The sequence below is a fragment of the Micromonospora sp. NPDC049374 genome (assembly GCF_040677165.1).
Taxonomy (GTDB): domain Bacteria; phylum Actinomycetota; class Actinomycetes; order Mycobacteriales; family Micromonosporaceae; genus Micromonospora.
The window spans coordinates 149,908-170,538 of record NZ_JBFAQH010000012.1 but is presented as its reverse complement, the minus strand read 5'-3'; the positions used below and the strand labels follow the sequence as shown (position 1 = coordinate 170,538).

The following is a 20,631-nucleotide window of genomic DNA, read 5'->3' as shown; positions in this document are numbered from 1 at the left end:
GCCGGGCTGTCGGACACTGGGCCTAGCCTTGACGCCGTGACTGAACTGGTGATCGGTGCCGACGGGCTGGCCCGGTGCGGGTGGGGCGCCAGCACCCCCGACTATGCGGTCTACCACGACACCGAGTGGGGCCGCCCGCTGCACGGTGACGACGCCCTCTACGAACGGATGACGCTTGAGGCGTTCCAGTCGGGGCTGTCCTGGCTGACCATCCTGCGCAAGCGGCCGGCCTTCCGGGCGGCCTTCGCCGGGTTCCGGATCGACACGGTGGCCAGCTACGGCGAGGCCGACGTGGCCAGGCTGCTCGCCGACGCCGGCATCGTCCGTAACCGGGCCAAGATCGAAGCTGCGATCGCGAACGCCCGCGCCGCACAGGATCTTCCGGAGGGGCTGTCCGCGCTGCTCTGGTCCTTCGCCCCGCCACCCGGTGGGGCCCGGCCGGGCTCCGCCGCCGCCGTGCCCGCGCTGACCGACGCCTCCACGGCCATGGCCAAGGCACTCAAGAAGCGTGGCTTCCGGTTCGTCGGCCCGACCACGGCGTACGCGCTGATGCAGGCCACCGGGATGGTCGACGACCATCTCGCGGGCTGCCACGTCGTGACGTCCGCGACGGGCGTGATGGGATGAGGGCATGACGACCGACACCGCACACCGGGTGAACGGGGCGAGCCAGGCGGACGGCACGGGCACCTGGGCCGTGCTCCTGCCCGCCGGACGGTACGACGCCGAGCGGCTCGTCCACCACGACACGCTTGAGCTGACCGGGTTGGACGGCACCAGCCTGCCCCGCTTCGGTGACCAGGTCGCGGTGCTGGCTGACGAGCCGCCGCGGCTGGTGGCGGTGGGCCGGGTCGCCGGCTCGGCCGCCCGACGCCCGGAGGACCCGGACGACCCGCAGTCCGACCGGGCGCCCGACACGCTTGTGGTCGCGTACACCCGGCGGGCCTTCGACGAGCCGGTGCCGGCCGACGCGCTGGTCCTCGGCGGGCCGGTCACCGCGCTCGACGCGGCGACGTTCCGTGAACTGGTCGACCGGCTCGGCCCGGCACCGCAGCGACGCACCTGGCTGGTCAGCCTGGACCTCCCGATCGAGGCCGACTCGCCGGCGGAGGCGGTCCGGCTGTTCTGGGCGTACGTGCAGGAGCTGGGCCCCCGGGAGCTGCCCGCCTTCGTCTCACCCTCCGGCGACGAACTGGCCATGCAGGCGTTCGTGCTCGGCGCGGAGGCGAACCAGGACCCGGAAGAGGACGACTGACCGACCCGGGCCGGCCCGCCGGGTAGGCCGGCGGCGGCTCAACGGCCCTCGAAGACCGGCCTCTGCTTGCTGACGAAGGCCATGGTGGCGGCCCGGTGGTCCGTGGTCGCGCCGCAGATGGCCTGGGCCTGCGCCTCGGCGGCCAGCGCGTCGGCCAGGGTGCCGGCGTCGGCGACCGAGAGCTGACGCTTGATCGCCCCGTAGGCCACGGTCGGTCCGGCGGCGAGCCGGACGGCCAGTTCCTGCGCGGTGGGCAGCACCTGCTCGTCGTCGTCCGTCATCCGGTTGAGCAGCCCGAGCCGGCAGGCCTCCTCGGCGCGTACCGGCTCGGCCAGCATCAGCAGCTCGACGGCCTTGGCGTGGCCGACCAGCCGCGGCAGCGTCCACGAGGCGCCGGTGTCGGCGGCCAGCCCGACCTTGGCGAACGCCATCAGGAAGCTGGTGGACGGGCCACCGATGCGGATGTCGGCCAGGAAGGCCAGGGAGGCACCCGCCCCGGCGGCCATGCCCCGGACGGCGGCCACCACCGGCTTCGGCAGGCTGGCCAGCCGGGCGGCGATCGGGTTGTAGTGCGCCTGGACGGTGTCCAGCGGGTTGCCGTCACCGCCCTGGAGGGTGTCGACGTGCTCGCGCAGATCCTGACCGGCACAGAACGACCCGCCCGCCCCGGCCAGCACCACCGCCCGGCAGCCACGGTCGGACTCCAGCTCGGCGAGGGTGTCCCGCAGCGCCTCCTTGAGCGCCACGTCGAGCGAGTTCATCGCCGTCGGGCGGTTCAGGGTGAGGGTGACGACGGCGTCGGTGCGGTCGACGAGCAGCGGCTCGGTCACGTCTGGCGACCCTTCTGTCGGGCTATCCGGTGTCCACCGTCGAGACACTGCTCGACGTACCGGTCGGCGGCCGGCCGGAGTCGGGCCGCGTGGCGGTCGAAGAAGCTGGCCGCGGCGATGCCGGGCCAGCGCTCGGGCAGCAGCGCCGGTGGCAGCTGCGGGTCCCGGAACAGGAACGTACGCCATGCGTGCACCAGCCGGAACCGGGCCGCGTACGCCTCCTCGTCGCCGCTGCGGGCGTTGACGCCGGTCAGCAGCGTCCGCTGCTCGGCGACGAACTCCTCGTACGCCCGGCCGATCTCGGCCAGGTCCCAGGCCCGGCGGACCAGGCCCATCGCGCCGGGCGTGCCGGCGGCGTGCGCGGCGCTGAACCGCTCGAAGCGTACGCCCCCCTCGCTGAGCAGCAGGTCGACGTCCTCTGCCGGACGGGTGGCCACCCAGGTCTGCTCGTCCAGCGTGCCGTAGCCGAGGTACCGCAGGTTTGCGGCGAGTCGCTGACGGTCCCGGCGTGCGCTCGGCGCGTCCAGCACCAGCAGGTCGAAACGCCCGTCCCAGGTGACCCGACCGGTGCGGTAGATCCGGGAGGCGGCCTCGTCCAGCCGGCGGGCCGCCTTCGGTGTGATCGAATATCCGGGGCCGGACGCCAGTCTGATCGGTTCGAGCCAGCCCTGGCGCACCATTCGGGAGACCGCCGTACGTACGGCGGGGGGCGCGATCCCGAGCGGCGCCAGTAGCTTGACCAGCGCGGCAACGGGTGCGCGACCACCCCGCGGCCGGAGGTGGTCGCCGTACAGGTCGAAGAGTGCCGACCGTGCCTGCATGACCGCACATTGTGACAGGCCATCTAAGGATAAGCTAGATGCTGTTACATCAATGCTGCTTCGGTTTGGGTCCGGCGGTGTTCATCAGGGAAAATCGTCGGTCGACACCCACGTGCAAGTTGCGGGTGGTCATGGCGAAGTGGCTGTGGGGCAACCCACCGACCCTGGTGTAGGTCTGAGGGGAGACAACATGGCGGCGATGAAGCCGCGGACGGGCGACGGTCCGCTGGAAGTCACCAAGGAGGGCCGGGGCATCGTCATGCGGGTCCCGCTGGAGGGCGGTGGCCGGCTCGTCGTCGAGATGACTCCCGACGAGGCGACTGCTCTCGGTGACGCGCTGAAGGCGGCCGCCGGCTGAGTGAGGCCGGTGCGTCGGCGACGCTCGCCGCCGCGGACAGTTCGTCTGATCCTGGCTCTGAGCCACCGGTCTCACCGGTGGCTCAGAGCCGTCACACCTTCGCGCGGGCCGATCCACCGCGCGTCCGTTTCCAGGAGGTACGGCTCCGCGTGCTCGCCATCCGTCTGACCGCCGAGCCGGAACGGCTCGGCACCCTGGTCCTACCCGTGCGGCCCGGTGCCGGCGACGACGCACCGGCCGAGCTGGTGCCGACCGGAGTGGCCCCACCCGACGGGGTCGCCGACGAGGTGGCCGCGCTGATCCCGGTGGCGCGGTTCCGAGGCCGGGCCGGTGACGTGCACACGCAGCTGCGCCCCGGAGGTACTCCCGGCCGGCTGCTGCTGCTCGGGATCGGTGCGGCGGACGAGGCGGCCTGGCGGGCGGGCGGCGCGGCGCTGGCCCGCGCAGGCAAAGATGAGACTCATATCACACTCGCGCTGCCGACGGGGGTGGCGCCCGAAGCGGTTCGCGGACTGGTCGAAGGGCTGCTGCTGGGGTCGTACCGGTTCCGGCTGGGTGCGGACACCGACGCCCCCACGCTGACCGACGTCGACCTGGCGGTCACCGACCCCGAGGCGTACGAGCAGGCCGTCACCGTGGCGGTGACCACCGCCCGGATGACCCGGCTGGCCCGGGACCTCACAAACATGCCCTCCTCGGTGAAGAACCCGCAGTGGTTCGCCGAGCAGGTCACCGAGGCCGTGGCCGACCTGCCCGGGCTCATGCTGCGGGTCCGCGAGCCGGAGCAACTGGCCGCGGAGGGCTTCGGCGGCATCCTCGCCGTCGGTGGCGGATCGGCCAGCGGCCCGCGCCTGGTCGAGATGGACTGGCATCCCTCCGACGCCCGCACCCACGTGGTCCTGGTGGGCAAGGGCATCACCTTCGACACCGGCGGCATCTCGATCAAGCCCGTGCCGGCGATGAAGCTGATGCGCAAGGACATGGCCGGCGCCGCCGCCGTCGTGGCGGCCACCCTCGGTGTCGCTGCGCTGGGCCTGCCGGTCCGGGTGACCACGCTCGTGCCGCTGGCCGAGAACATGGTCAGCGGGGCCGCGTTCCGGCCCGGCGACGTCGTGCGGCACTACGGCGGGTTGACCAGCGAGACGACGAACTCCGACGCCGAGGGCCGGCTGGTCCTCGCCGACGTGCTTGCGTACGCGGTGCAGGAACTCCAGCCCGACCTGCTGGTCGATCTGGCCACCCTGACCGGTGCCAACTCGGTGGCGTTGGGTACCCGCACCGGCGCGCTCTACAGCGACAACGATCAGCTCGCCGAGGAACTGCTGGCGGCGATCAGCGCGGCCGGCGAGTCAGCCTGGCGGATGCCGCTGCCCATCGACTACGTCGAGCACCTCGGCAGCGACCTGGCCGACCTGCACAGCGCGCCGACGCAGGGCGCCAGCTCCGTGCTGGCCGCCCTCTACCTGCGGGAGTTCACCGGCGACCTGCGCGACCGTTGGCTGCACATCGACATGTCCGCACCCTCCTGGTGTGAACGCGACGACGCGGTGCTGACCAGGGGTGCGACCGGCTGGGGCGTACGCGGGCTGCTGCGCTGGTTGGCGGCGCTGGACTGACCCGGCCGCGGGGCGTGCCGGTCGGCTCGCCCCGCGGCCGGTCGCTCGGTACGGCCGGCCCGGCGGCGGCTCAGCAGCGCACCGCGGCCAGCAACCCGTGGCCGACCGGCAGCAGTGCCGGAATCCAGTGCTCCGACTCGCGGATTGCCTTCACGGTCTCGCGAACCGTGACCGTCTCCGTGTCGCGGGCGGCCGGGTCGCCGATCCGACCGGCGGCCAGCGCACCGTTGAGCACCAGCACTCCCCCCGGCCGTAGCAGCCGCAGCGCGGCGTCCACGCAGGCGGTGAAGGCGGTCACCTCGGCGTCGACGAAGACCAGGTCGTACGCACCGTCGGCGAGCCGAGGCAGGACGTCCAGCGCCCGGCCGGTGATGATCCGGGTCCGGCCGGAGACGAAGCCGGCCTCGGCGAAGATGCGGCGGGCGATCCGCTGATGCTCCACCTCGACGTCGATGGTGGTGAGCACTCCGTCAGTCCGCATACCGCGCAGCAGCCAGACGCCGCTGACGCCGGTGCCGGTGCCGATCTCGACCACCGCGCGGGCGTTGCCGGCGGCGGCGAGCAGGCGCAACGCGGCACCCGCGCCTGCGGTGACCGCGTTCAGACCGACCTCGCGGGCGAGGCTGCGCGCGGTCCGCAGGACGAGGTCCTCGGTGACGTACGACTCGGCGAACTGTAGGGCCGGGTTCGTCGAACTGCTGGAACCGGCGACCGTGGCGATGGGGCACCTCCGGGCGACGAGCATGATGCGCAGGGCGGTTGGGCACTGTGACTCTAAAGGCGGCCCGTCCTGAGCGCAGCGGGGCATCCACCCGCGGTGACAACCGCTGACCCCGCGCGGCGCATCCGTGCAATCCTGGAAGCGGTATCCCGTCGCCCGCGCCGGACCGCGGACGCGTGGATATCGGGGACGGGAGTGGGAGGCACCGAGTGACCGACGGCTGGGACTGGCGCCAGCCCGGCGTGGGCGGAGCACCGGCCGGGCAGCCGGCGGCCGGGTATCCGGCAGCCGGTGGGCCGGCGACACCACAGGACGGCGGCCATGCCGCTTCGCCGTGGTGGTCCGACGCGCTCGCCGATCCGTGGCGGGATCCGCACGCACCGGCGGCAGTGGTGCTGCCCGCCGCCCCGGCGGCCGGCAGCGAGCCGGAACCGGTCACCGATCCCGACGCGGCTGGCCGGCCGAGGCTCCAGCAGCTCCTGCTCATTCCGCTGGTGACCGCCCTGCTGGCGGGCGCGCTCGGTGGTGCGCTCGGCTACGCGTTCGCGATCCGTGGTGGTGCCGGTGGGGCGGTGCTGGGGGCGGTCCCCGGTGCGGCGCCCACGCTCGCCCAACGTCCACCGGAGTCGCTGGCTGGCGTCGCCGAGCGCGTACTGCCCAGCGTGGTCACCGTCCGGGTCGCCGGGCTCGGTGGCACCAGCGAGGGCTCGGGCTTCATCGCCAGCGCCGACGGGCATGTGATCACGAACGATCATGTGGTGGCCGGCGGCACCGGGAAGGCGTCGGTCATCTTCAACGACGGCAGTTCGGCATCCGCGACCGTGGTGGGGCAGGACGCGGAGTCCGACATCGCGGTGATCAAGGTCTCCCGCACCGGGCTGCGTCCGGTCGAATTCGGCGACTCCGACGCCCTGGCCGTCGGTGACCCGGTGCTGGCGATGGGTTCCCCGCTGTCGCTGGCGAACACGGTCACCGCGGGCATCGTCAGTGCCCTGGACCGGACGATGCACGCCGGCGAGCCGGGCGGCCCGACGCGCTACTACGCCGCGATCCAGACCGACGCCGCGGTCAACCACGGAAACTCGGGCGGCCCGCTGGTCGACGCGGCGGGGCGGGTCATCGGCGTCAACTCCACGATCAAGTCGCTGGTCGCCGAGGGGCAGGAGGCCGGCAACATCGGCCTCGCCTTCGCCATCCCGATCAATCAGGCGAAACGGATCACCCAGGACATCATCGGCACCGGGAAGGCCCGCCGCACGGTGATCGGTGCCCAGGTCGGCGGGCCCGGCTCGGGCACCAACGGTGCCGGCGTACGCCTCGCGACGGTCGAGCCGTCCGGTCCGGCGGCCGGCGCCGGACTGCGTGCCGGTGACGTGATCCTGAAGCTCAACGGCCGCCCGATGACCGAGCCGACCGACCTGATCGCCCTGGTCCGCAAGTACGCGCCCGGATCGGTGGTGACGGTCGAGTACCGCCGGGGTTCGACCCGGCAGAACGCCTCGGTCACCCTCGCCGCGGACGCGAAGTGACCTCGCACCCTCTTCTGGCAGCGGCACCTACGTGCGTACTCTGGCTGCGGTAGCCGGGGGAAGGGGGACCGAGGGTGTTCGAGAACCTGAACGTGTGGGAGGTTGGCGCGCTGCTGCTGCTGGCGCTGCTGATCTTCGGTGACCGGCTGCCGGTGGTGATCAGTGACGGACTGCGGATGGTGCGCAACCTGCGCACCATGGCCCGCAGCGCCACCACCGACCTGAGCAAGGAGTTGGGCACCGACATCCAGTTGGAGGACCTGCACCCCAAGGCGTTCATCCGCAAGCACCTGCTCAGCGAGGAGGACGAGCAGGCGATCCGGAAGCCGCTTCAGGGTGTCTACGACGGCCTCCGAGCGGACGTCACAGGCGTGCACGACGAGCTCAAGGACGTCGCGAACGCGGCGGACCCGCGTCGGCCCGGCCCGGCCCCGGCGAGCGCCGGCCCGGCGCCGGCTCCCCGCGCGGTCAGCTACGACGACGTCACCTGACACCTGTCGTCCCTCCGCGAACGACCGGGTCGGGCCGCGAGCCGCCGTCTGAGCGAACGAGGGCGTCGGCCGGGGCCGACCCGAAACGGCATCCTCAGCCGAGGGCCGATTCGGGCCGGACGAGGTTGACCGTGTGGGTCAGCGCCCGGACGGCTTGAGGCCCAGCGGCTTGCCGAGCAGGGACTCGCGGCGCAGCGCGAGCCGGTCGGCCACCTGGCCCAGCGCCTTCGCCGCCGGGGAGTCCGGCTCGGCGAGCACGATCGGGTTGCCCTCGTCGCCGGCCTCCCGGACCCGGGTGTCCAGCGGCACCTGGCCCAGCAGCGGCACCTGCGCGCCGATGGTCTGGGTAAGCGAATCCGCCACCGTCTGACCACCACCGGCCCCGAAGATCTCCATCCGGGAGCCGTCGGGCAGCTCCAGCCAGGACATGTTCTCGATCACGCCGACCACCCGCTGGTGGGTCTGCAGGGCGATCGCGCCGGCCCGCTCGGCCACCTCCGCGGCGGCGGCCTGAGGGGTGGTGACCACCAGGATCTCGGCGTTCGGCAGCAGTTGGGCCAGGGAGATCGCCACGTCGCCGGTGCCCGGGGGCAGGTCGAGCAGGAGGACGTCGAGGTCGCCCCAGTAGACGTCGGCGAGGAACTGCTGCAACGCGCGGTGCAGCATCGGGCCCCGCCAGACCACGGCGGCGTTGCCGGCGGTGAACATCCCGATCGAGATGACCTTCACCCCGTGCGCCTGCGGCGGCATGATCATGTCCTCGACCCGGGTGGGCAGGCCGTCCGCACCGAGCATCCGCGGCACGGAGTGCCCGTAGATGTCCGCGTCCACCACGCCGACGGAAAGGCCCCGGGCAGCCAGCGCGGCGGCCAGGTTGACCGTCACGCTGGACTTGCCGACGCCGCCCTTGCCGCTGGCCACCGCGTACACCCGGGTCCGGGAGCCGGGCTGGGCGAACGGGATCACCGGCTCCGCGGTCGCGCCGCCACCGCGCAGCTTCGCCTGGAGCTCCTGGCGCTGCTCGGTGCTCATCACACCGAACTCGATCTCGACGCGGCTGACCCCGCTCACCGCGCCGACGGCCGCGGTGATGTCCGAGCGCAGCTTGTCCTTCAGCGGGCAACCGGCCACGGTCAGCAGCAACTCGACCCGGACCACGCCGTCCTCGCCGACCTCGGCGGAACGCACCATGCCGAGTTCGGTGATCGGCCGGCGGATCTCCGGGTCGTTGACGGTGGCCAGGGCGGCCAGGACGGCGTCGCTGACGGTGCTGACGGGAGCTGACATGCCCGCAATGCTACGTCGGCGGCAGGCGGCCACCGGTGCCGGTCACAGCGGTGTGAGCGAGTCGATCAGCTCTCCGGGCGGTGGGAGGTCGCCGGGTCGTGACGACCGTCACCCGGTTGGTCGCCGTCCACCTCGTCACGGGGTTCATCCAACCCGTCGCCGCCGGTCCGGGCGGCCGGGTCCCGGTGCCGGCGTTCCAGCCGCTGACGCCGCTGCGCCGCCTCGTCCAACTCCTCGGCGAGCCGGGTCAGCTCGGAGCGGACGAAGTCCCGGGTGGCCACCTCGCCCAGCGCGATCCGCAGCGCGGCGATCTCCCGGGCCAGGTACTCCGTGTCGGCCTTCTGCATGGTCGCCCGGCGCCGGTCCTCCTCCATCGCCACCCGATCGCGGTCGGCCTGGCGGTTCTGCGCCAGCAGGATCAGCGGTGCCGCGTACGACGCCTGGATGGAGAGCACCAGGGTGAGGAAGGTGAAGGTGTACGGGTCGAAACGCATTCCCGCCGGGGCGAGGGTGTTCCAGAGGAACCACGCGCTGATCACCAGCGTCATGTAGACGATGAAGTTCGCCGTACCCATGCCGCGGGCGATGCCCTCGGCCCAGCGCCCGAACGTCTCCTGGTCCACCCGGGGCAGCTTGAACCCCCGAGGCTCCCGCGGCAGGTCCAGCCGCTCCGCGCGCCGTTGCTCAGTCATGGCCACCGTCCGTCGCCGGTTGCGGAACGTTCGAGGCCGATGCCCCGTTCGGTAGGCCGCTCGGCGCCGTGTCCCGGTCCCGCCAGTCCCGCGGCAGCAAGTGATCCAGCACGTCGTCGACGGTGACGGCGCCCACCAGCCGGTTGTTCCGGTCGATCACCGGCATGGCCACCAGATCGTAGGTGGCCATCCGACGGGTGATCTCCGGTAGTGGGGTGGTCGGGCGCAGCGGATCGATGTCGTTGACCACCACCCCGCCGAGCAGATCCGCCGGGGGCTCCCGGAGCAACCGCTGGAAGTGCACCATACCCAGGTAGCGACCGGTGGGCGTGGCCATCGGCGCCCGGGTCACGAACACCTGCGCGGCCACCGCCGGGGAGAGCTGCGGCTCCCGGATCCGCGCGAGGGCCTCCGCCACCGTCGCGTCCGGGGGCAGGATGACCGGTTCGGACGTCATCACGCTGCCCGCCGTGCCCGGCGTGTACTTCAGCAACTGTCGCACCGAATCGGCCTCGTCCGGCTCCATCAGGTCGAGCAGCACGTCCTGTTCCGGCGGCGGCAGCTCACCGAGCAGATCGGCGGCGTCGTCCGGGTCCATCTCCTCCAGGATGTCGGCGGCCCGCTCGCGGTCCAGCGCAGCGAGGATCTCCACCTGGTCGTGCTCGGGCAGTTCACTGAGCACGTCGGCGAGCCGCTCGTCGTCCAGGGCCGCCGCGACCTCGTTACGTCGGGCGTCGGGCAGGTCCTGTAGCGCGTTGGCCAGGTCCGCCGGACGCATGTCCTCCAGTACGGCAAGCAGGTTGGCGGTACCCCGGGTCTCCGCCACCCCACTGAGCCCGCGTACCTGATTCCACTCGACCTGATGCAGGTGGCCCCGACGAGCCAACCGACCGGTCTGCTCGCGGACCGCCACCCGGGTCAGTGACCACTCGCCACTACGACTGCACTCCATCGCCACGTCGACCACCGACGCCGCCCGGCCCTCCGGGGCGACCTGCACCCGGCGGTCCAGCAGCTCCTGTAGGACGAGCAACTCGTTGGGCCGCTTCTCGAACCGGCGGAGGTTCAACGTGCCACTGCCCAGCACGATGGCGTCGGCGTCGATCGAGGTGATCCGGTTGATGGAGAGAAAGATCCGTCGGCGCATCGGCATCTCGGCGACCAGACCCACGACCTCGGGCGGTCGTTGGCTCGCGCGTAGCCGGGCCACCGCGTCGCGTACCCGGCCGACCTGGTCGCCGTTGGGGTCGAAGACGGCGACTCCGGCAAGTCGGGCGATGTACACCCGGGTCGGCGTGCTCACGGGCACCAGCCTAGGGGGTATGTCGACGCACCGGCCCGAGTCGTGGCGAGGCCCCGGCGGCGAACGGGCGGCGCGGGGATCGCCGTCACGTCGTTCGAACCAGCCGGCGACGGTCCAGGGCCGGCACGGCCCGGCAGTGACCCCGATATACGGCCTGAGGGCCTAGTGTCTATCAACATGTCGACCTTGGCTTACGAGATCGTGGACGTCTTCACCGACCGTCCGTACGCCGGGAACCCGCTCGCGGTGGTCTTCGGCGCTGACGGGCTGGCGACCGACCAGATGCAGGCTCTGGCCCGCGAGTTCAACCTCTCGGAGACGGTCTTCGTGCTGCCTGCCACCCAGGTCGGCGCCACCTATCGGGCCCGGATCTTCACGCCGGTCGACGAGTTGCCGTTCGCCGGCCATCCCAGCGTCGGCGCCGCGGTCACCGCCGCTCGTCGGGGCATGTTCCCGACCGGGCAGGTCAACCAGGAATGCGGTGCCGGCGTGCTGCCGATCGAGGTGAGCGACGGTGCCGCCGTCCTGACCGGCGGCAGCCCCACCCTCGGGCCCGAACTGGAGCCGGAGCCGCTGCTGGAGATGGTCGGGCTCGGTGCTGAGGACCATTCCGGTCCAGCGCCGCGGGTCGCCGGCTGCGGGCTGGAGTTTCCGTTCCTGCCGGTACGCCCGGACGCCCTCGCCCGGGCCCAGGTGAACCCGGTCGCGGCCGGGCGGTACGGCATCGAACATGTGAGCGTCTTCTCCTGGAACCCGGCGACCCAAACCGTGCACGCCCGGGTCTTCGTCCCCGGTCTCGGCGTACCCGAGGACCCGGCGACCGGGTCGGCCGCGCTCGGTCTCGGGGTGTGGCTGGTCGCCAGCGGCCTGTTACCCGGCGAGGGACAATCGTCGTACACCGTGCGGCAGGGCGTCGAGATGGGCCGGCCGTCCTCACTGGCCTGCATTGTGACCGCAGCCGGTGGCGTGGCGGTGGGCGCGAGCGTCGCAGGTCAGGTGATGCCGGTGGCGCGGGGGGAGATCCTCGTCCCGCCGTTCGTCGGCTGACGGCCGACGCGGACCGGCCCGGATGCGAGAGGATGCCGCGGTGACCGACGAGCGCGAGAACCATCCCCTGGTCGACGAGGCGATGAAGAAGGCCTCGGTGGCCTGGGTCGCGGTGGCGGACCGCCCGCCACTCGCCCTGTGGTGCGTACCCCTGGAGGCGGCGCTGTTCGTGGTCAGCGGCCCCGGCGAGCAGTCCGCGCCAGGGCTGGCCGAGGCCGACGAGGCCCAGGTGACCCTGCGCGGTGACCACGGGGGCCGGATCGTCACCTGGCCGGCGCGGGTCAGCCGGGTGGCACCCGGCACCGAGCAGTGGGACACGCTCGCGCCGCTGGTGGGGGCCAAGCGGCTGAACGCGCCCGGACCGACCACCGGACTGGTCGCCCGCTGGGCCGCCGACGGCTGCGTCCTGATCCGGCTCGCTCCGGCCGGCCAGCCGACGCACGGCGCCGAGTTGCCGGCCGGCTCGCTGGCCGAGCAGCCCCGGCCGACGCCGGCCGTCCGGGCCACCCGCCGTCCGTTCCGGCTGCACCGTGTCCGGCGTCGTTGACCCGCCGTACCCCGAGGCGACGCCGGCCCGGGGTACGTGCGTGGCTACGACGGTGCGCCGACCGGGCTGGGTGCCTCGTCGACCAGGTCGACCACCTCGCGGAGGGACGCCAGGCTCCGGCCGGCCCAGTCGGCGTCGAGGTTGAACACCAGATGGTTGGCGAGGTCGGGCGAGGCGAGCCGGGCCGCGCTCAGGCCGGCGCGCTGCGCGCCGGTCAACTCCTGGCTGCCGCCGTCACCCACGTAGAGGCAGTCTGCCGGCGACAGACCCAGCCGCGCACAGGCGGCCAGGTAGAGGCTTGCGTCCGGCTTGCATCGCCCCACCTGCACGGAGAACACCCGGACGTCGAGCAGCGGGGCGATCGCCAGCTCCGGCAGGAACGCCGGCAGCTCGTGGGTGCAGTCACTGATCACGCCGGTCCGTACGCCCCGTCGCCGCAGCGCCCGCAGGGTCGGCACGGCCTCGTCCCGTAACCGGGTGTCCGCGCGTACGGCCTGGTGCCGGGCGGCGGCGGCAGCCCGCAACGCCTTGGCCGGAGGGTGTACGCCGGCCTGTTCGCACACCCAGCGCAGGGTCGCCTCGACGCTGCCGAAGCGTCCGCTGGCGCGGTCGTAGAAGCTGCGGTCGAGCACCTCAAGGAAGGTGTCCGGCGGGCAGCCGAGCAGCTCGGCGGTGCTGTGGTGACCCTTGCCACGCTGGACCGGACCGGTCAACGTGCCGAAGAAGTCGAACAGCACCGCCCGGAACCTGGGCATGGGAATGCCTCCGGGCGGATGGGGAGGAGCCCTGGTGAGGACGCGCATGAGCGTAACCGAACATTGACGGAAAGTGGCGTCCGTGGGACGTGTGAAGATTGCACCTCGTGGTCCCCGAAGCTCATCGTCCCCTACTTGACCTGCGGATCGGCGCGGCACTTGCCGTGGCCGTCTTCGCCGTCTCGTCATCCGCGCCGCTGATCGCCTTCGCCGCCGCGCCCGCCCTGGCGGTCGCGTTCTGGCGCAACGTGCTGGCGGTCGCCGTGCTGAGTCCGTTCGCGCTGACCCGCCGACGGTCCGAGTTCCGCTTCGTGGCCACCGGCGCGGGCCGTCGCGAGGGCATGTTCTGTGTCCTGTCCGGGGTGGCGCTGGCGGCGCACTTCGCCACCTGGATGCCGAGTGCGAAGCTCACCTCGGTGGCTGCGGCGACGGCGCTGGTGGCCACCCAGCCGGTCTGGCAGGGGCTGATCGCCCGGGCGCAGGGCCGCCGGCTGCCGGCGGGGGTCTGGGCCGGCATCGGGGTGGCGGTGGCCGGGGCGGTGCTGGCGACCGGAGCCGACTTCACGGTTTCCGGCCAGGCCTTCGCGGGCGACCTGCTGGCGCTGGCCGGTGGCCTGTTCGCGGCGGTGTACACCGCGCTGGGGGAGCGTGCCCGGGTCACCGTCAGCAACGCCACCTACACCACCATCTGCTACAGCGTGTGCGGGCTGATCTTGCTGGTGTTCTGCCTGGTCGGCGGGGTGCCGCTGAGCGGCTTCGACACCGGCACCTGGCTGGCCGTGCTCGCCCTGGTCGGCGGGGCACAGTTGCTCGGCCACTCGATGTTCAGCTACGCGCTGCGGCGGGTGCCGGCCACCACGGTCAGCGTGCTGATCCTCCTGGAGGCACCCGGTGCGGCGCTGATCGGCTGGGCGTGGCTGGGTCAGCTGCCCGACCCGGTGACCCTGCCCGGCCTGTCGCTGCTGCTGGTCGGTGTGGCCGTGGTGGTGTTGTCCAGCGCCCGCACGGGCCGCCGTGCGACCCGGGTCAGTACTGCGGCGCCGGCGGACGCGGCACCGGTCCGCGACTGACGCCGGCCCCGCCGGTCACACCTCGTGCACCTCAAGCACCCGGGCCCGGGGTGCGGCCTCCCCCAGCGTCCCGCGCAGCGCGGTCCGCTCCGGATCGGCCAGGAACGCCTCGTAGCCGGCCCGGGTGTCGAACCGGATGACGTGCACCTCGGAACGCCCGTCCCCGGTACGCAGCCGCCGTTCCAGCCGGCCACCGTGCCGTGGCAGCAGGGCGAGCACCGTGTCCTCGTACCGTTGCCCGGCCTCGACCGCATCGTCGGGCAGCTCCACGAGCGCGACCAGGCGCACCGCTGCCGACGTCTCGGTGACAAGTGACTTCCAGAACTGGTGGTCGACGTGACCGCCCGGGATGCCCTCCCGCCGGCCGGTGTCGAGGTAGCCGTGCCGGCGGTAGAAGCCCGGGGCCTGGAACGAGAACGAGGCGACCGAGATTTCGGTGCAGCCGCGTCGTCGGGCCTCCTGCTCGGCGGCTGTCAGCAGGCGACCGCCCCAGCCTTCGCCGCGCCGGTCCGCGCGGACCCAGACCATGTTGATCCCGGCACAGGTACCCCAGCTCCATCCGGTCAACCCGGCCAGCAGCTCGCCGTCCGCGTCGGTGACCCGGACGGACAACTCCGCCTCGTCGGTGGCACCGGTGGCCCGCTGGTTGAAGGCGGTCAGCTCGGCATCCAGCCGCGCGGCCAGCGCCTCGTCCTTGCCGAGCACCCGCAGGTTGGCGCCCTCTGTGACGGTCATGGCGCGGAGTATCGCAATGTTTCCCGACCGCGGCGACCCGGTTGCCCCGCCCGATGCATCGGCAGGCCGGGCGACCCGGTTGCGCCGCCGGTGTCGTCAGTCCGGAATGCCGACCGCGGCGGCGCTGGCCGCCCAGAGTCGCGCGGCGAGCCGCGGGTCGGCCGCCTTCGGCCATGGGCGGCGTGGTCGGCAGTCGAAGTAGTAGCCACCGTTGTGCAACCGGGACCGGTCCTGGTTGGCCAGCCAGACCAGCGTCTGCGCGCCCTTGGCCGGGCTGCGGAACGGCAGCAGACGCATGCCCATGGCGACCACCCGACTCTCGTTACCGAAGCGGGTCCGCACCACCCCGGGATGGAAGCAGTACGAGTCGATCTGCGGCCACCTCCGGGCCGCCTCGGCGGTGAACAGGATGTTCGCCTGCTTGCTGGTGCCGTACGCGGACATCGGGCGGTAGCGGCGCAACGGCGCGTTCAGGTCGTTCGGATCCAGCGTGCCGCTGCGATGCGCGCCGGAGGCGGTCACCACCATCCGACCCACCCGGTCGGCCAGCAGGTTGGCGAGCAGGAAGGGCGCCAGGTGGTTGGCCTGGATGGACAGCTCGAAACCGTCGACCGTGGTGACCGGCTGGAGCACGATCGCACCGGCGTTGTTGGCCAGCACGTCGATCCGGTCGTACGCGGCGCGTAGCCGCTCGGCCATCTGCCGGACGTCGTCGAGGACGGCGAAGTCGGCGCGGAACACCTCGGGTCGCTCCCCGGAGGCCTCGCGTACCTCGTCGGCGGCGGCCCGCAGCCGGGCCGGATCCCGGCCGACCAGGACCACCTGGTCGCCCCGGCAGGCAAGACCGGTGGCGGCAGCCAACCCGATGCCGGAACTCGCTCCGGTGATCACGACCAGTCGACGGTCAGTGACATCTTCCACAGGTCCATTCACCGCGGTCACGGCACGAGGTTACCGTGGCGTCACAAGCACCTTTGGGATCGTTAAGTCAGGGGCGGCGGGCCTGCCGTACCCCGGAAGGAGCGCCGTCGATGGCCGTTGTTGGGCGTCCCCGCCGGTCCTGTCTGGCCGTGCCCGGATCGAGCGTCAAGATGCTCGGCAAGGCCCAGGGCCTCCCGGCCGACCAGGTCTTCCTCGACCTGGAGGACGCGGTCGCCCCACTGGCCAAGCCGGACGCCCGCAAGAACATCGTGGCCGCGCTGAACGAGGGCGACTGGGCCGGAAAGACCCGGGTCGTCCGGGTCAACGACCTCACCACCCCGTGGACGTACCGGGACGTCATCGACGTGGTGGAGGGGGCGGGGGCCAACCTCGACTGCGTGATGTTGCCGAAGGTGCAGAACGCGGCGCAGGTGCAGTGGCTGGACATGACCCTCACCCAACTGGAGAAGACCCTCGGCCTGGAGGTGGGCCGGATCGGCGTCGAGGCGCAGATCGAGAACGCCGCCGGCCTGGTCAACGTCGACGCCGTCGCCGCCGCGTCGCCACGCGTCGAGACGATCATCTTCGGCCCGGCCGACTTCATGGCCTCGATCAACATGAAGTCGCTTGTGGTGGGGGCCCTCATCCCCGACTACCCGGGCGACCCGTACCACTACATCCTGATGCGCATCCTGATGGCCGCCCGGATGCACGACAAGCAGGCCATCGACGGCCCGTTCCTGCAGATCCGGGACACCGACGCGTTCCGCGAGGTCGCGAAGCGGTCCGCAGCACTCGGCTTCGACGGCAAATGGGTACTGCATCCCGGTCAGATCGAGGCCGCGAACGAGGTCTACTCGCCGGCCCAGGCCGACTACGACCACGCCGAGTTGATTCTCGACGCGTACCAGCACTACACCTCGGAGGCGGGTGGCCGGCTGGGCGCGGTGATGCTCGGCGACGAAATGATCGACGAGGCTTCCCGCAAGATGGCGCTGGTGATCGCCGCCAAGGGCCGGGCCGCCGGCATGACGCGCACCACGACGTTCGACCCGCCGGCCGAGTAGCCGTACCAGTCACCCCGCGCCCGCCCCGACCTCGGCCGGGGCGGGCGTCGCTGGTCAGGTGGTGGAGGACGAGCTCGCGATGGCGAAGGCGATCGCGACGGCGTAACCGATGATCACCAGCGCGAGCAGGCCGGTGAGGATCCAGCCGACGATGATGGCGGCCTTGGCCATTCCCTCGCCGCTCTCGCCGGTCTCCCGGATCTGGCGCATGGCCACGTGTCCCATGATGGCACCGACCGGAGCGGTGATACATGAGCCGATCCCGATCAGGGAGAGGACCAGGGCGACGATCGCCATGGAGTTCGTCTTCTGCTGCGGGTAGCCGTACCCGGGCGGGGGGTAGCCGTAGCCGGGCGGGGCCGGCGGGTAACCGGCGGGCTGAGCCGGCGGGTAACCGGCGGGCTGAGCCGGCGGGTAACCGGCCGGCGGGTACGGCGCGGCGGCCGGGTCCGACTTCATGCCGGCGTACGGGTCGGCCGGCGACGGCTGATACGGATCGTATCCGGACGGTTGCGGGGGAATCGGTGGCTGCGGGCTGACCTGCAGGGTCGGGTCGGCGGGCGGGCCGGACGGCTGGCCGGTCGATGCGGGGTCGGGCCAGCCGCCCGCCGGCGGGGGTTGCGTCATCGGGCTTCTCTTCCGTCGCGATGATGTGGCGCAGTCAGGGTAGTCACCGCCACGCACCCCGCGACGCGCCCGGCACCGGGTGCGCGTTGCCCGACAGCGGCGGGAAGGGCAGGATCTCGGCATGGGGATTGACGCACGTGCGGCGGACCGTTCCGGCAACAGACCGAGACGGGACGTCAGCCGGCCGGGTATGAGCCGGCGGCCACGCCCTGCCGCAGCATCGGAGCCCGGCGACCAGGATGCTCCAGCTTCACTGCCCGAGCCGGTGACCATGCGGTTGGACGGCAAGGTCGCGCTGGTGACGGGGGCGGGTAGCCCGGACGGCATCGGGTACGCGACCGCTCGCCGACTGTCCGACCTCGGCGCCCGGGTGGCGATCGTGTCGACCACCCGGCGCATCCACGAGCGGGCCGGCGAACTCGGGGTGACCGGTTTCGTCGCCGACCTCACCGACGAGTCTGAGGTGGGCGCGCTGGCCGATGCGGTGGCCGAGCAACTCGGCGACGTCGAGGTGCTGGTCAACAACGCCGGTTTGGCCAGTCGGGCCAGCCCGGAGGTGCTGCGCCCGGTCGCCCAGCTCAGCTACGACGAGTGGCGGGGCGAAATCGACCGGAACCTCACCACCGCCTTCCTGTGCAGCCGGGCCTTCATCGGCGGCATGGCCGAGCGCGGTTGGGGCCGGATCGTGAATCTGGCCGCCACCGCCGGTCCGGTCAACGCGCTGCCCACCGAGGCGGCCTACGCGGCGGCCAAGGCGGGCGTGGTGGGCCTGACCCGGGCGCTGGCCATGGAGATGATCGCTGACGGGGTGACGGTCAACGCCGTGGCCCCGGGCACCATCTACACCGCGGCCTCGACCATGGCCGAGATCAAGCAGGGGCTGGGTACGCCGGTGGGACGCCCCGGCACCCCCGACGAGGTGGCTGCGGCGATCACGTTCCTCTGCTCACCAGCCGCGTCATACATCACCGGGCAGATGCTTGTGGTCGACGGCGGCAACAGCGTGCGGGAGGCCCAGTTCCGCTGAACGGGCTCAGGTGCCGGTGCCGTCGGAGCCGGCCCAGATCGCCAGCGCCAGCCAGCCGCAGCAGGCCAGCAGGAAGAGGCCGGTGAAGATGTAGCTGAGGATCAGGCCCCAGGTGGCGAGCTGCTCGCCGTCCTCGCCGCTGGTGCGCAGCTGCCGCTTGGCCAGGTGCCCGAGGGCGATGCCGGCGGGGGCGAAGACGAAGGCGAAGACCAGCGACAGGATGGCCAGCACGTTGGTGCCGCGCCCGCCGCCCTGGCCGCCCGGCGGTCCGTACTGCCCGTAGGGCACCTGCGGGGCGTACGGCGGTTGCTGACCCCACTGTTGGCCGTGCGGCGGCTGCCCCGGATGCTCGTACGACGGCTGCCCGTACGCCGGCTGTCCGTGCTGCTGTTCGCCCGGCTGCTGTCCGTACGGTTGGCCGTACTGCGGCTGCTGCCCGCCGGGCGGTGGCTCGTAGGGCGACGGTGGCTGGTCCGGCTCCGGTGGTTGGCCCACGCTCTCCTCCTCCGTACCGCCCTACGGGTCCCGCGCGACCCGTCCGCCCTGGTGGGGAAGGCCCTCATTGCGGGACGCTACCCGCAGCGGTGAAGCTTTTCACAGCGGTTGTGTGGACTGGTCACCTTGGCCGCCTCGGCCCGGGCGACGATACTGATCGAGCGTTTAGTTACCAGTGAGTAGGCGACGCCGATTCCCCGGAGGCTGAGATGGCTCGACTCGCCCAGACGCCCGGCCTGACCGACGAGCAGCAGTCGATCCTGGAGACCGTCCGGGAGTTCGCGGACAAGGAGATCATCCCGCACGCGCAGCGCCTGGAGCACGCCGACGAGTACCCGGCCGACATCCTCGACGGGATGAAGGAGATGGGCCTGTTCGGGCTCACCATCGCCGAGGAGTACGGCGGTCTCGGTGAGTCCCTGCTGACCTACGCACTGGTGGTGGAGGAACTCTCCCGGGGCTGGATGTCGATCTCCGGCATCGTCAACACACACTTCATCGTGGCGTACCTGATCTCCCAGCACGGCTCCGCCGACCAGCGGGCCCGGCTGCTGCCGAGGATGGCCACCGGCGAGGTACGCGGTGCCTTCTCCATGTCGGAACCGGAGTGCGGCTCCGACGTCTCGGCGATCAAGTCGAAGGCGGTCCGCGACGGTGACCGCTTCGTCATCAACGGCCAGAAGATGTGGCTGACCAACGGCGCGTACTCGTCGGTGGTGGCCACCCTGGTCCGGACCGAGACCGGCGCCGACTCGGTCTACGGCAACATGAGCACCTTCCTGTTGGAGAAGGAGCCCGGCTTCGGCGAGACAGCCCCGGGCCTGACCATCCCCGGCAAGATCGAGAAGATGGGTTACAAGGGCGTCGAAACCACTGAGATGGTGCTCGACGGCGTCGCCGTCCCCGACAGTGCCGTCCTCGGCGGTGCCGACCAGGTGGGCAGGGGTTTCTACCAGATGATGGACGGCATCGAGGTCGGCCGGGTAAACGTCGCCGCCCGGGCCTGCGGCATCTCCATCCGGGCCTTCGAACTCGCCGTCGGGTACGCCCAGCAACGCCGGACCTTCGGTCAGCCGCTCGCGAAGCACCAGGCCATCGCCTTCAAGCTGGCCGAGATGGGTACGAAGATCGAGGCGGCGCACGCCCTGATGGTCAACGCGGCCCGACTCAAGGACGCCGGCCAGCGCAACGACGTCGAGGCCGGGATGGCGAAGCTGCTCGCCTCGGAGTACTGCGCCGAGGTCGTCCAGGAGGCGTTCCGCATCCACGGCGGCTACGGCTACTCCAAGGAGTACGAGATCGAGCGGCTGATGCGGGAGGCTCCGTTCCTGCTCATCGGGGAGGGCACCTCCGAGATCCAAAAGACGATCATCTCCCGGGGCCTGCTCCGCGAGTACAAGCTCTGAGCGGTACGGAAAGGACCCCTCGTGGGGTCAG

The 20,631-nt window shown here is 72.0% G+C and carries 23 protein-coding genes; 12 read left to right on the top strand and 11 right to left on the bottom strand.

Features of this window, described 5'->3' with window-relative positions:
* Nucleotides 1-36: 36 nt before the first annotated feature.
* Nucleotides 37-627 (top strand): DNA-3-methyladenine glycosylase I, encoded by a 591-nt coding sequence (locus AB0J93_RS20720; protein ID WP_363923939.1) that lies wholly within the window; start codon nt 37-39, stop codon nt 625-627.
* A 4-nt stretch (nt 628-631) separates the two neighbouring features.
* Entirely contained in the window at nt 632-1,255 is a 624-nt protein-coding gene (locus tag AB0J93_RS20715; RefSeq protein ID WP_363923938.1) for a hypothetical protein, read from the top strand.
* A 38-nt stretch (nt 1,256-1,293) separates the two neighbouring features.
* Here AB0J93_RS20715 and AB0J93_RS20710 read toward each other — a convergent pair whose 3' ends face one another.
* Both AB0J93_RS20710 and AB0J93_RS20705 read right to left on the bottom strand, forming a co-directional pair.
* Nucleotides 1,294-2,085: an enoyl-CoA hydratase-related protein gene (locus tag AB0J93_RS20710; protein ID WP_363923937.1), complete on the bottom strand. Its 792-nt coding sequence runs from the start codon at nt 2,083-2,085 to the stop codon at nt 1,294-1,296.
* Entirely contained in the window at nt 2,082-2,906 is an 825-nt protein-coding gene (locus AB0J93_RS20705) for a PaaX family transcriptional regulator C-terminal domain-containing protein (protein WP_363923936.1), read from the bottom strand. Before AB0J93_RS20705 ends, AB0J93_RS20710 begins: the two co-directional genes overlap by 4 nt.
* A gap of 190 nt (nt 2,907-3,096) precedes the next feature.
* On the opposite strand from AB0J93_RS20705, the gene AB0J93_RS20700 reads away from it, so the two are divergent.
* Nucleotides 3,097-3,264 (top strand): DUF3117 domain-containing protein, encoded by a 168-nt coding sequence (locus AB0J93_RS20700; protein ID WP_013283866.1) that lies wholly within the window; start codon nt 3,097-3,099, stop codon nt 3,262-3,264.
* A gap of 149 nt (nt 3,265-3,413) precedes the next feature.
* On the top strand, nt 3,414-4,880 hold the full coding sequence (locus AB0J93_RS20695; protein WP_363923990.1) for a leucyl aminopeptidase family protein: 1,467 nt from the start codon (nt 3,414-3,416) through the stop codon (nt 4,878-4,880).
* 70 nt (nt 4,881-4,950) lie between these two features.
* Here the strand turns inward: AB0J93_RS20695 and AB0J93_RS20690 are convergent, their stop codons facing one another.
* Nucleotides 4,951-5,625, bottom strand: a complete 675-nt coding sequence (locus AB0J93_RS20690; protein WP_363923935.1) for an O-methyltransferase — start codon at nt 5,623-5,625, stop codon at nt 4,951-4,953.
* Nucleotides 5,626-5,810: 185 nt separating this feature from the next.
* Between AB0J93_RS20690 and AB0J93_RS20685 the strand changes: the two genes are divergently transcribed.
* Together AB0J93_RS20685 and AB0J93_RS20680 are read left to right on the top strand one after the other, a co-directional pair.
* The gene (locus AB0J93_RS20685; RefSeq protein WP_363923934.1) at nt 5,811-7,130 is read left to right on the top strand and encodes a trypsin-like peptidase domain-containing protein; all 1,320 of its coding nucleotides are present in this window, start codon (nt 5,811-5,813) and stop codon (nt 7,128-7,130) included.
* A gap of 74 nt (nt 7,131-7,204) precedes the next feature.
* The gene (locus tag AB0J93_RS20680) at nt 7,205-7,621 is read left to right on the top strand and encodes a preprotein translocase subunit TatB (protein WP_363923933.1); all 417 of its coding nucleotides are present in this window, start codon (nt 7,205-7,207) and stop codon (nt 7,619-7,621) included.
* 138 nt (nt 7,622-7,759) lie between these two features.
* On the opposite strand, the gene AB0J93_RS20675 is transcribed toward AB0J93_RS20680, so the two are convergent.
* The 3 genes from AB0J93_RS20675 to AB0J93_RS20665 all read right to left on the bottom strand — a co-directional run bounded on the left by AB0J93_RS20675 (nt 7,760) and on the right by AB0J93_RS20665 (nt 10,903).
* Nucleotides 7,760-8,908 carry an Mrp/NBP35 family ATP-binding protein gene (locus tag AB0J93_RS20675; protein WP_363923932.1) on the bottom strand — a complete coding sequence of 383 codons (1,149 nt, stop codon included), beginning with the start codon at nt 8,906-8,908 and terminating at the stop codon, nt 7,760-7,762.
* A gap of 65 nt (nt 8,909-8,973) precedes the next feature.
* Nucleotides 8,974-9,600: a DUF1003 domain-containing protein gene (locus AB0J93_RS20670; protein WP_363923931.1), complete on the bottom strand. Its 627-nt coding sequence runs from the start codon at nt 9,598-9,600 to the stop codon at nt 8,974-8,976.
* Nucleotides 9,593-10,903, bottom strand: a complete 1,311-nt coding sequence (locus AB0J93_RS20665) for a CBS domain-containing protein (protein ID WP_363923930.1) — start codon at nt 10,901-10,903, stop codon at nt 9,593-9,595. The genes AB0J93_RS20670 and AB0J93_RS20665 overlap by 8 nt, the downstream gene beginning before the upstream one ends.
* 177 nt (nt 10,904-11,080) lie before the next feature.
* Between AB0J93_RS20665 and AB0J93_RS20660 the strand changes: the two genes are divergently transcribed.
* A complete protein-coding gene (locus tag AB0J93_RS20660; protein WP_363923929.1) occupies nt 11,081-11,950 on the top strand; it encodes a PhzF family phenazine biosynthesis protein in 870 nt (289 codons plus the stop codon).
* Nucleotides 11,951-11,972: 22 nt separating this feature from the next.
* Complete coding sequence (locus tag AB0J93_RS20655; protein WP_363923928.1) at nt 11,973-12,497, top strand: hypothetical protein; 525 nt, start codon at nt 11,973-11,975, stop codon at nt 12,495-12,497.
* A gap of 44 nt (nt 12,498-12,541) precedes the next feature.
* Here the strand turns inward: AB0J93_RS20655 and AB0J93_RS20650 are convergent, their stop codons facing one another.
* Nucleotides 12,542-13,252: an HAD family hydrolase gene (locus tag AB0J93_RS20650; RefSeq protein ID WP_363923927.1), complete on the bottom strand. Its 711-nt coding sequence runs from the start codon at nt 13,250-13,252 to the stop codon at nt 12,542-12,544.
* Nucleotides 13,253-13,359: 107 nt separating this feature from the next.
* On the opposite strand from AB0J93_RS20650, the gene AB0J93_RS20645 reads away from it, so the two are divergent.
* A complete protein-coding gene (locus AB0J93_RS20645) occupies nt 13,360-14,322 on the top strand; it encodes a DMT family transporter (RefSeq protein ID WP_363923926.1) in 963 nt (320 codons plus the stop codon).
* 15 nt (nt 14,323-14,337) lie between these two features.
* Here AB0J93_RS20645 and AB0J93_RS20640 read toward each other — a convergent pair whose 3' ends face one another.
* On the bottom strand, nt 14,338-15,057 hold the full coding sequence (locus tag AB0J93_RS20640; RefSeq protein WP_363923925.1) for a GNAT family N-acetyltransferase: 720 nt from the start codon (nt 15,055-15,057) through the stop codon (nt 14,338-14,340).
* A 96-nt stretch (nt 15,058-15,153) separates the two neighbouring features.
* Nucleotides 15,154-15,978 carry an SDR family NAD(P)-dependent oxidoreductase gene (locus AB0J93_RS20635; RefSeq protein ID WP_363923924.1) on the bottom strand — a complete coding sequence of 275 codons (825 nt, stop codon included), beginning with the start codon at nt 15,976-15,978 and terminating at the stop codon, nt 15,154-15,156.
* A gap of 110 nt (nt 15,979-16,088) precedes the next feature.
* Here AB0J93_RS20635 and AB0J93_RS20630 point away from each other — a divergent pair, with 110 nt between their 5' ends.
* Nucleotides 16,089-17,045 (top strand): CoA ester lyase, encoded by a 957-nt coding sequence (locus AB0J93_RS20630; RefSeq protein ID WP_363923923.1) that lies wholly within the window; start codon nt 16,089-16,091, stop codon nt 17,043-17,045.
* Nucleotides 17,046-17,099: 54 nt separating this feature from the next.
* On the opposite strand, the gene AB0J93_RS20625 is transcribed toward AB0J93_RS20630, so the two are convergent.
* The gene (locus tag AB0J93_RS20625) at nt 17,100-17,672 is read right to left on the bottom strand and encodes a DUF4190 domain-containing protein (RefSeq protein ID WP_363923922.1); all 573 of its coding nucleotides are present in this window, start codon (nt 17,670-17,672) and stop codon (nt 17,100-17,102) included.
* Nucleotides 17,673-17,793: 121 nt separating this feature from the next.
* Between AB0J93_RS20625 and AB0J93_RS20620 the strand changes: the two genes are divergently transcribed.
* Complete coding sequence (locus AB0J93_RS20620) at nt 17,794-18,699, top strand: SDR family NAD(P)-dependent oxidoreductase (protein WP_363923921.1); 906 nt, start codon at nt 17,794-17,796, stop codon at nt 18,697-18,699.
* A 6-nt stretch (nt 18,700-18,705) separates the two neighbouring features.
* Here the strand turns inward: AB0J93_RS20620 and AB0J93_RS20615 are convergent, their stop codons facing one another.
* Nucleotides 18,706-19,194 carry a DUF4190 domain-containing protein gene (locus tag AB0J93_RS20615; protein WP_363923920.1) on the bottom strand — a complete coding sequence of 163 codons (489 nt, stop codon included), beginning with the start codon at nt 19,192-19,194 and terminating at the stop codon, nt 18,706-18,708.
* A gap of 209 nt (nt 19,195-19,403) precedes the next feature.
* Between AB0J93_RS20615 and AB0J93_RS20610 the strand changes: the two genes are divergently transcribed.
* A complete protein-coding gene (locus tag AB0J93_RS20610) occupies nt 19,404-20,600 on the top strand; it encodes an acyl-CoA dehydrogenase family protein (protein WP_363923919.1) in 1,197 nt (398 codons plus the stop codon).
* Nucleotides 20,601-20,631: the final 31 nt, after the last annotated feature.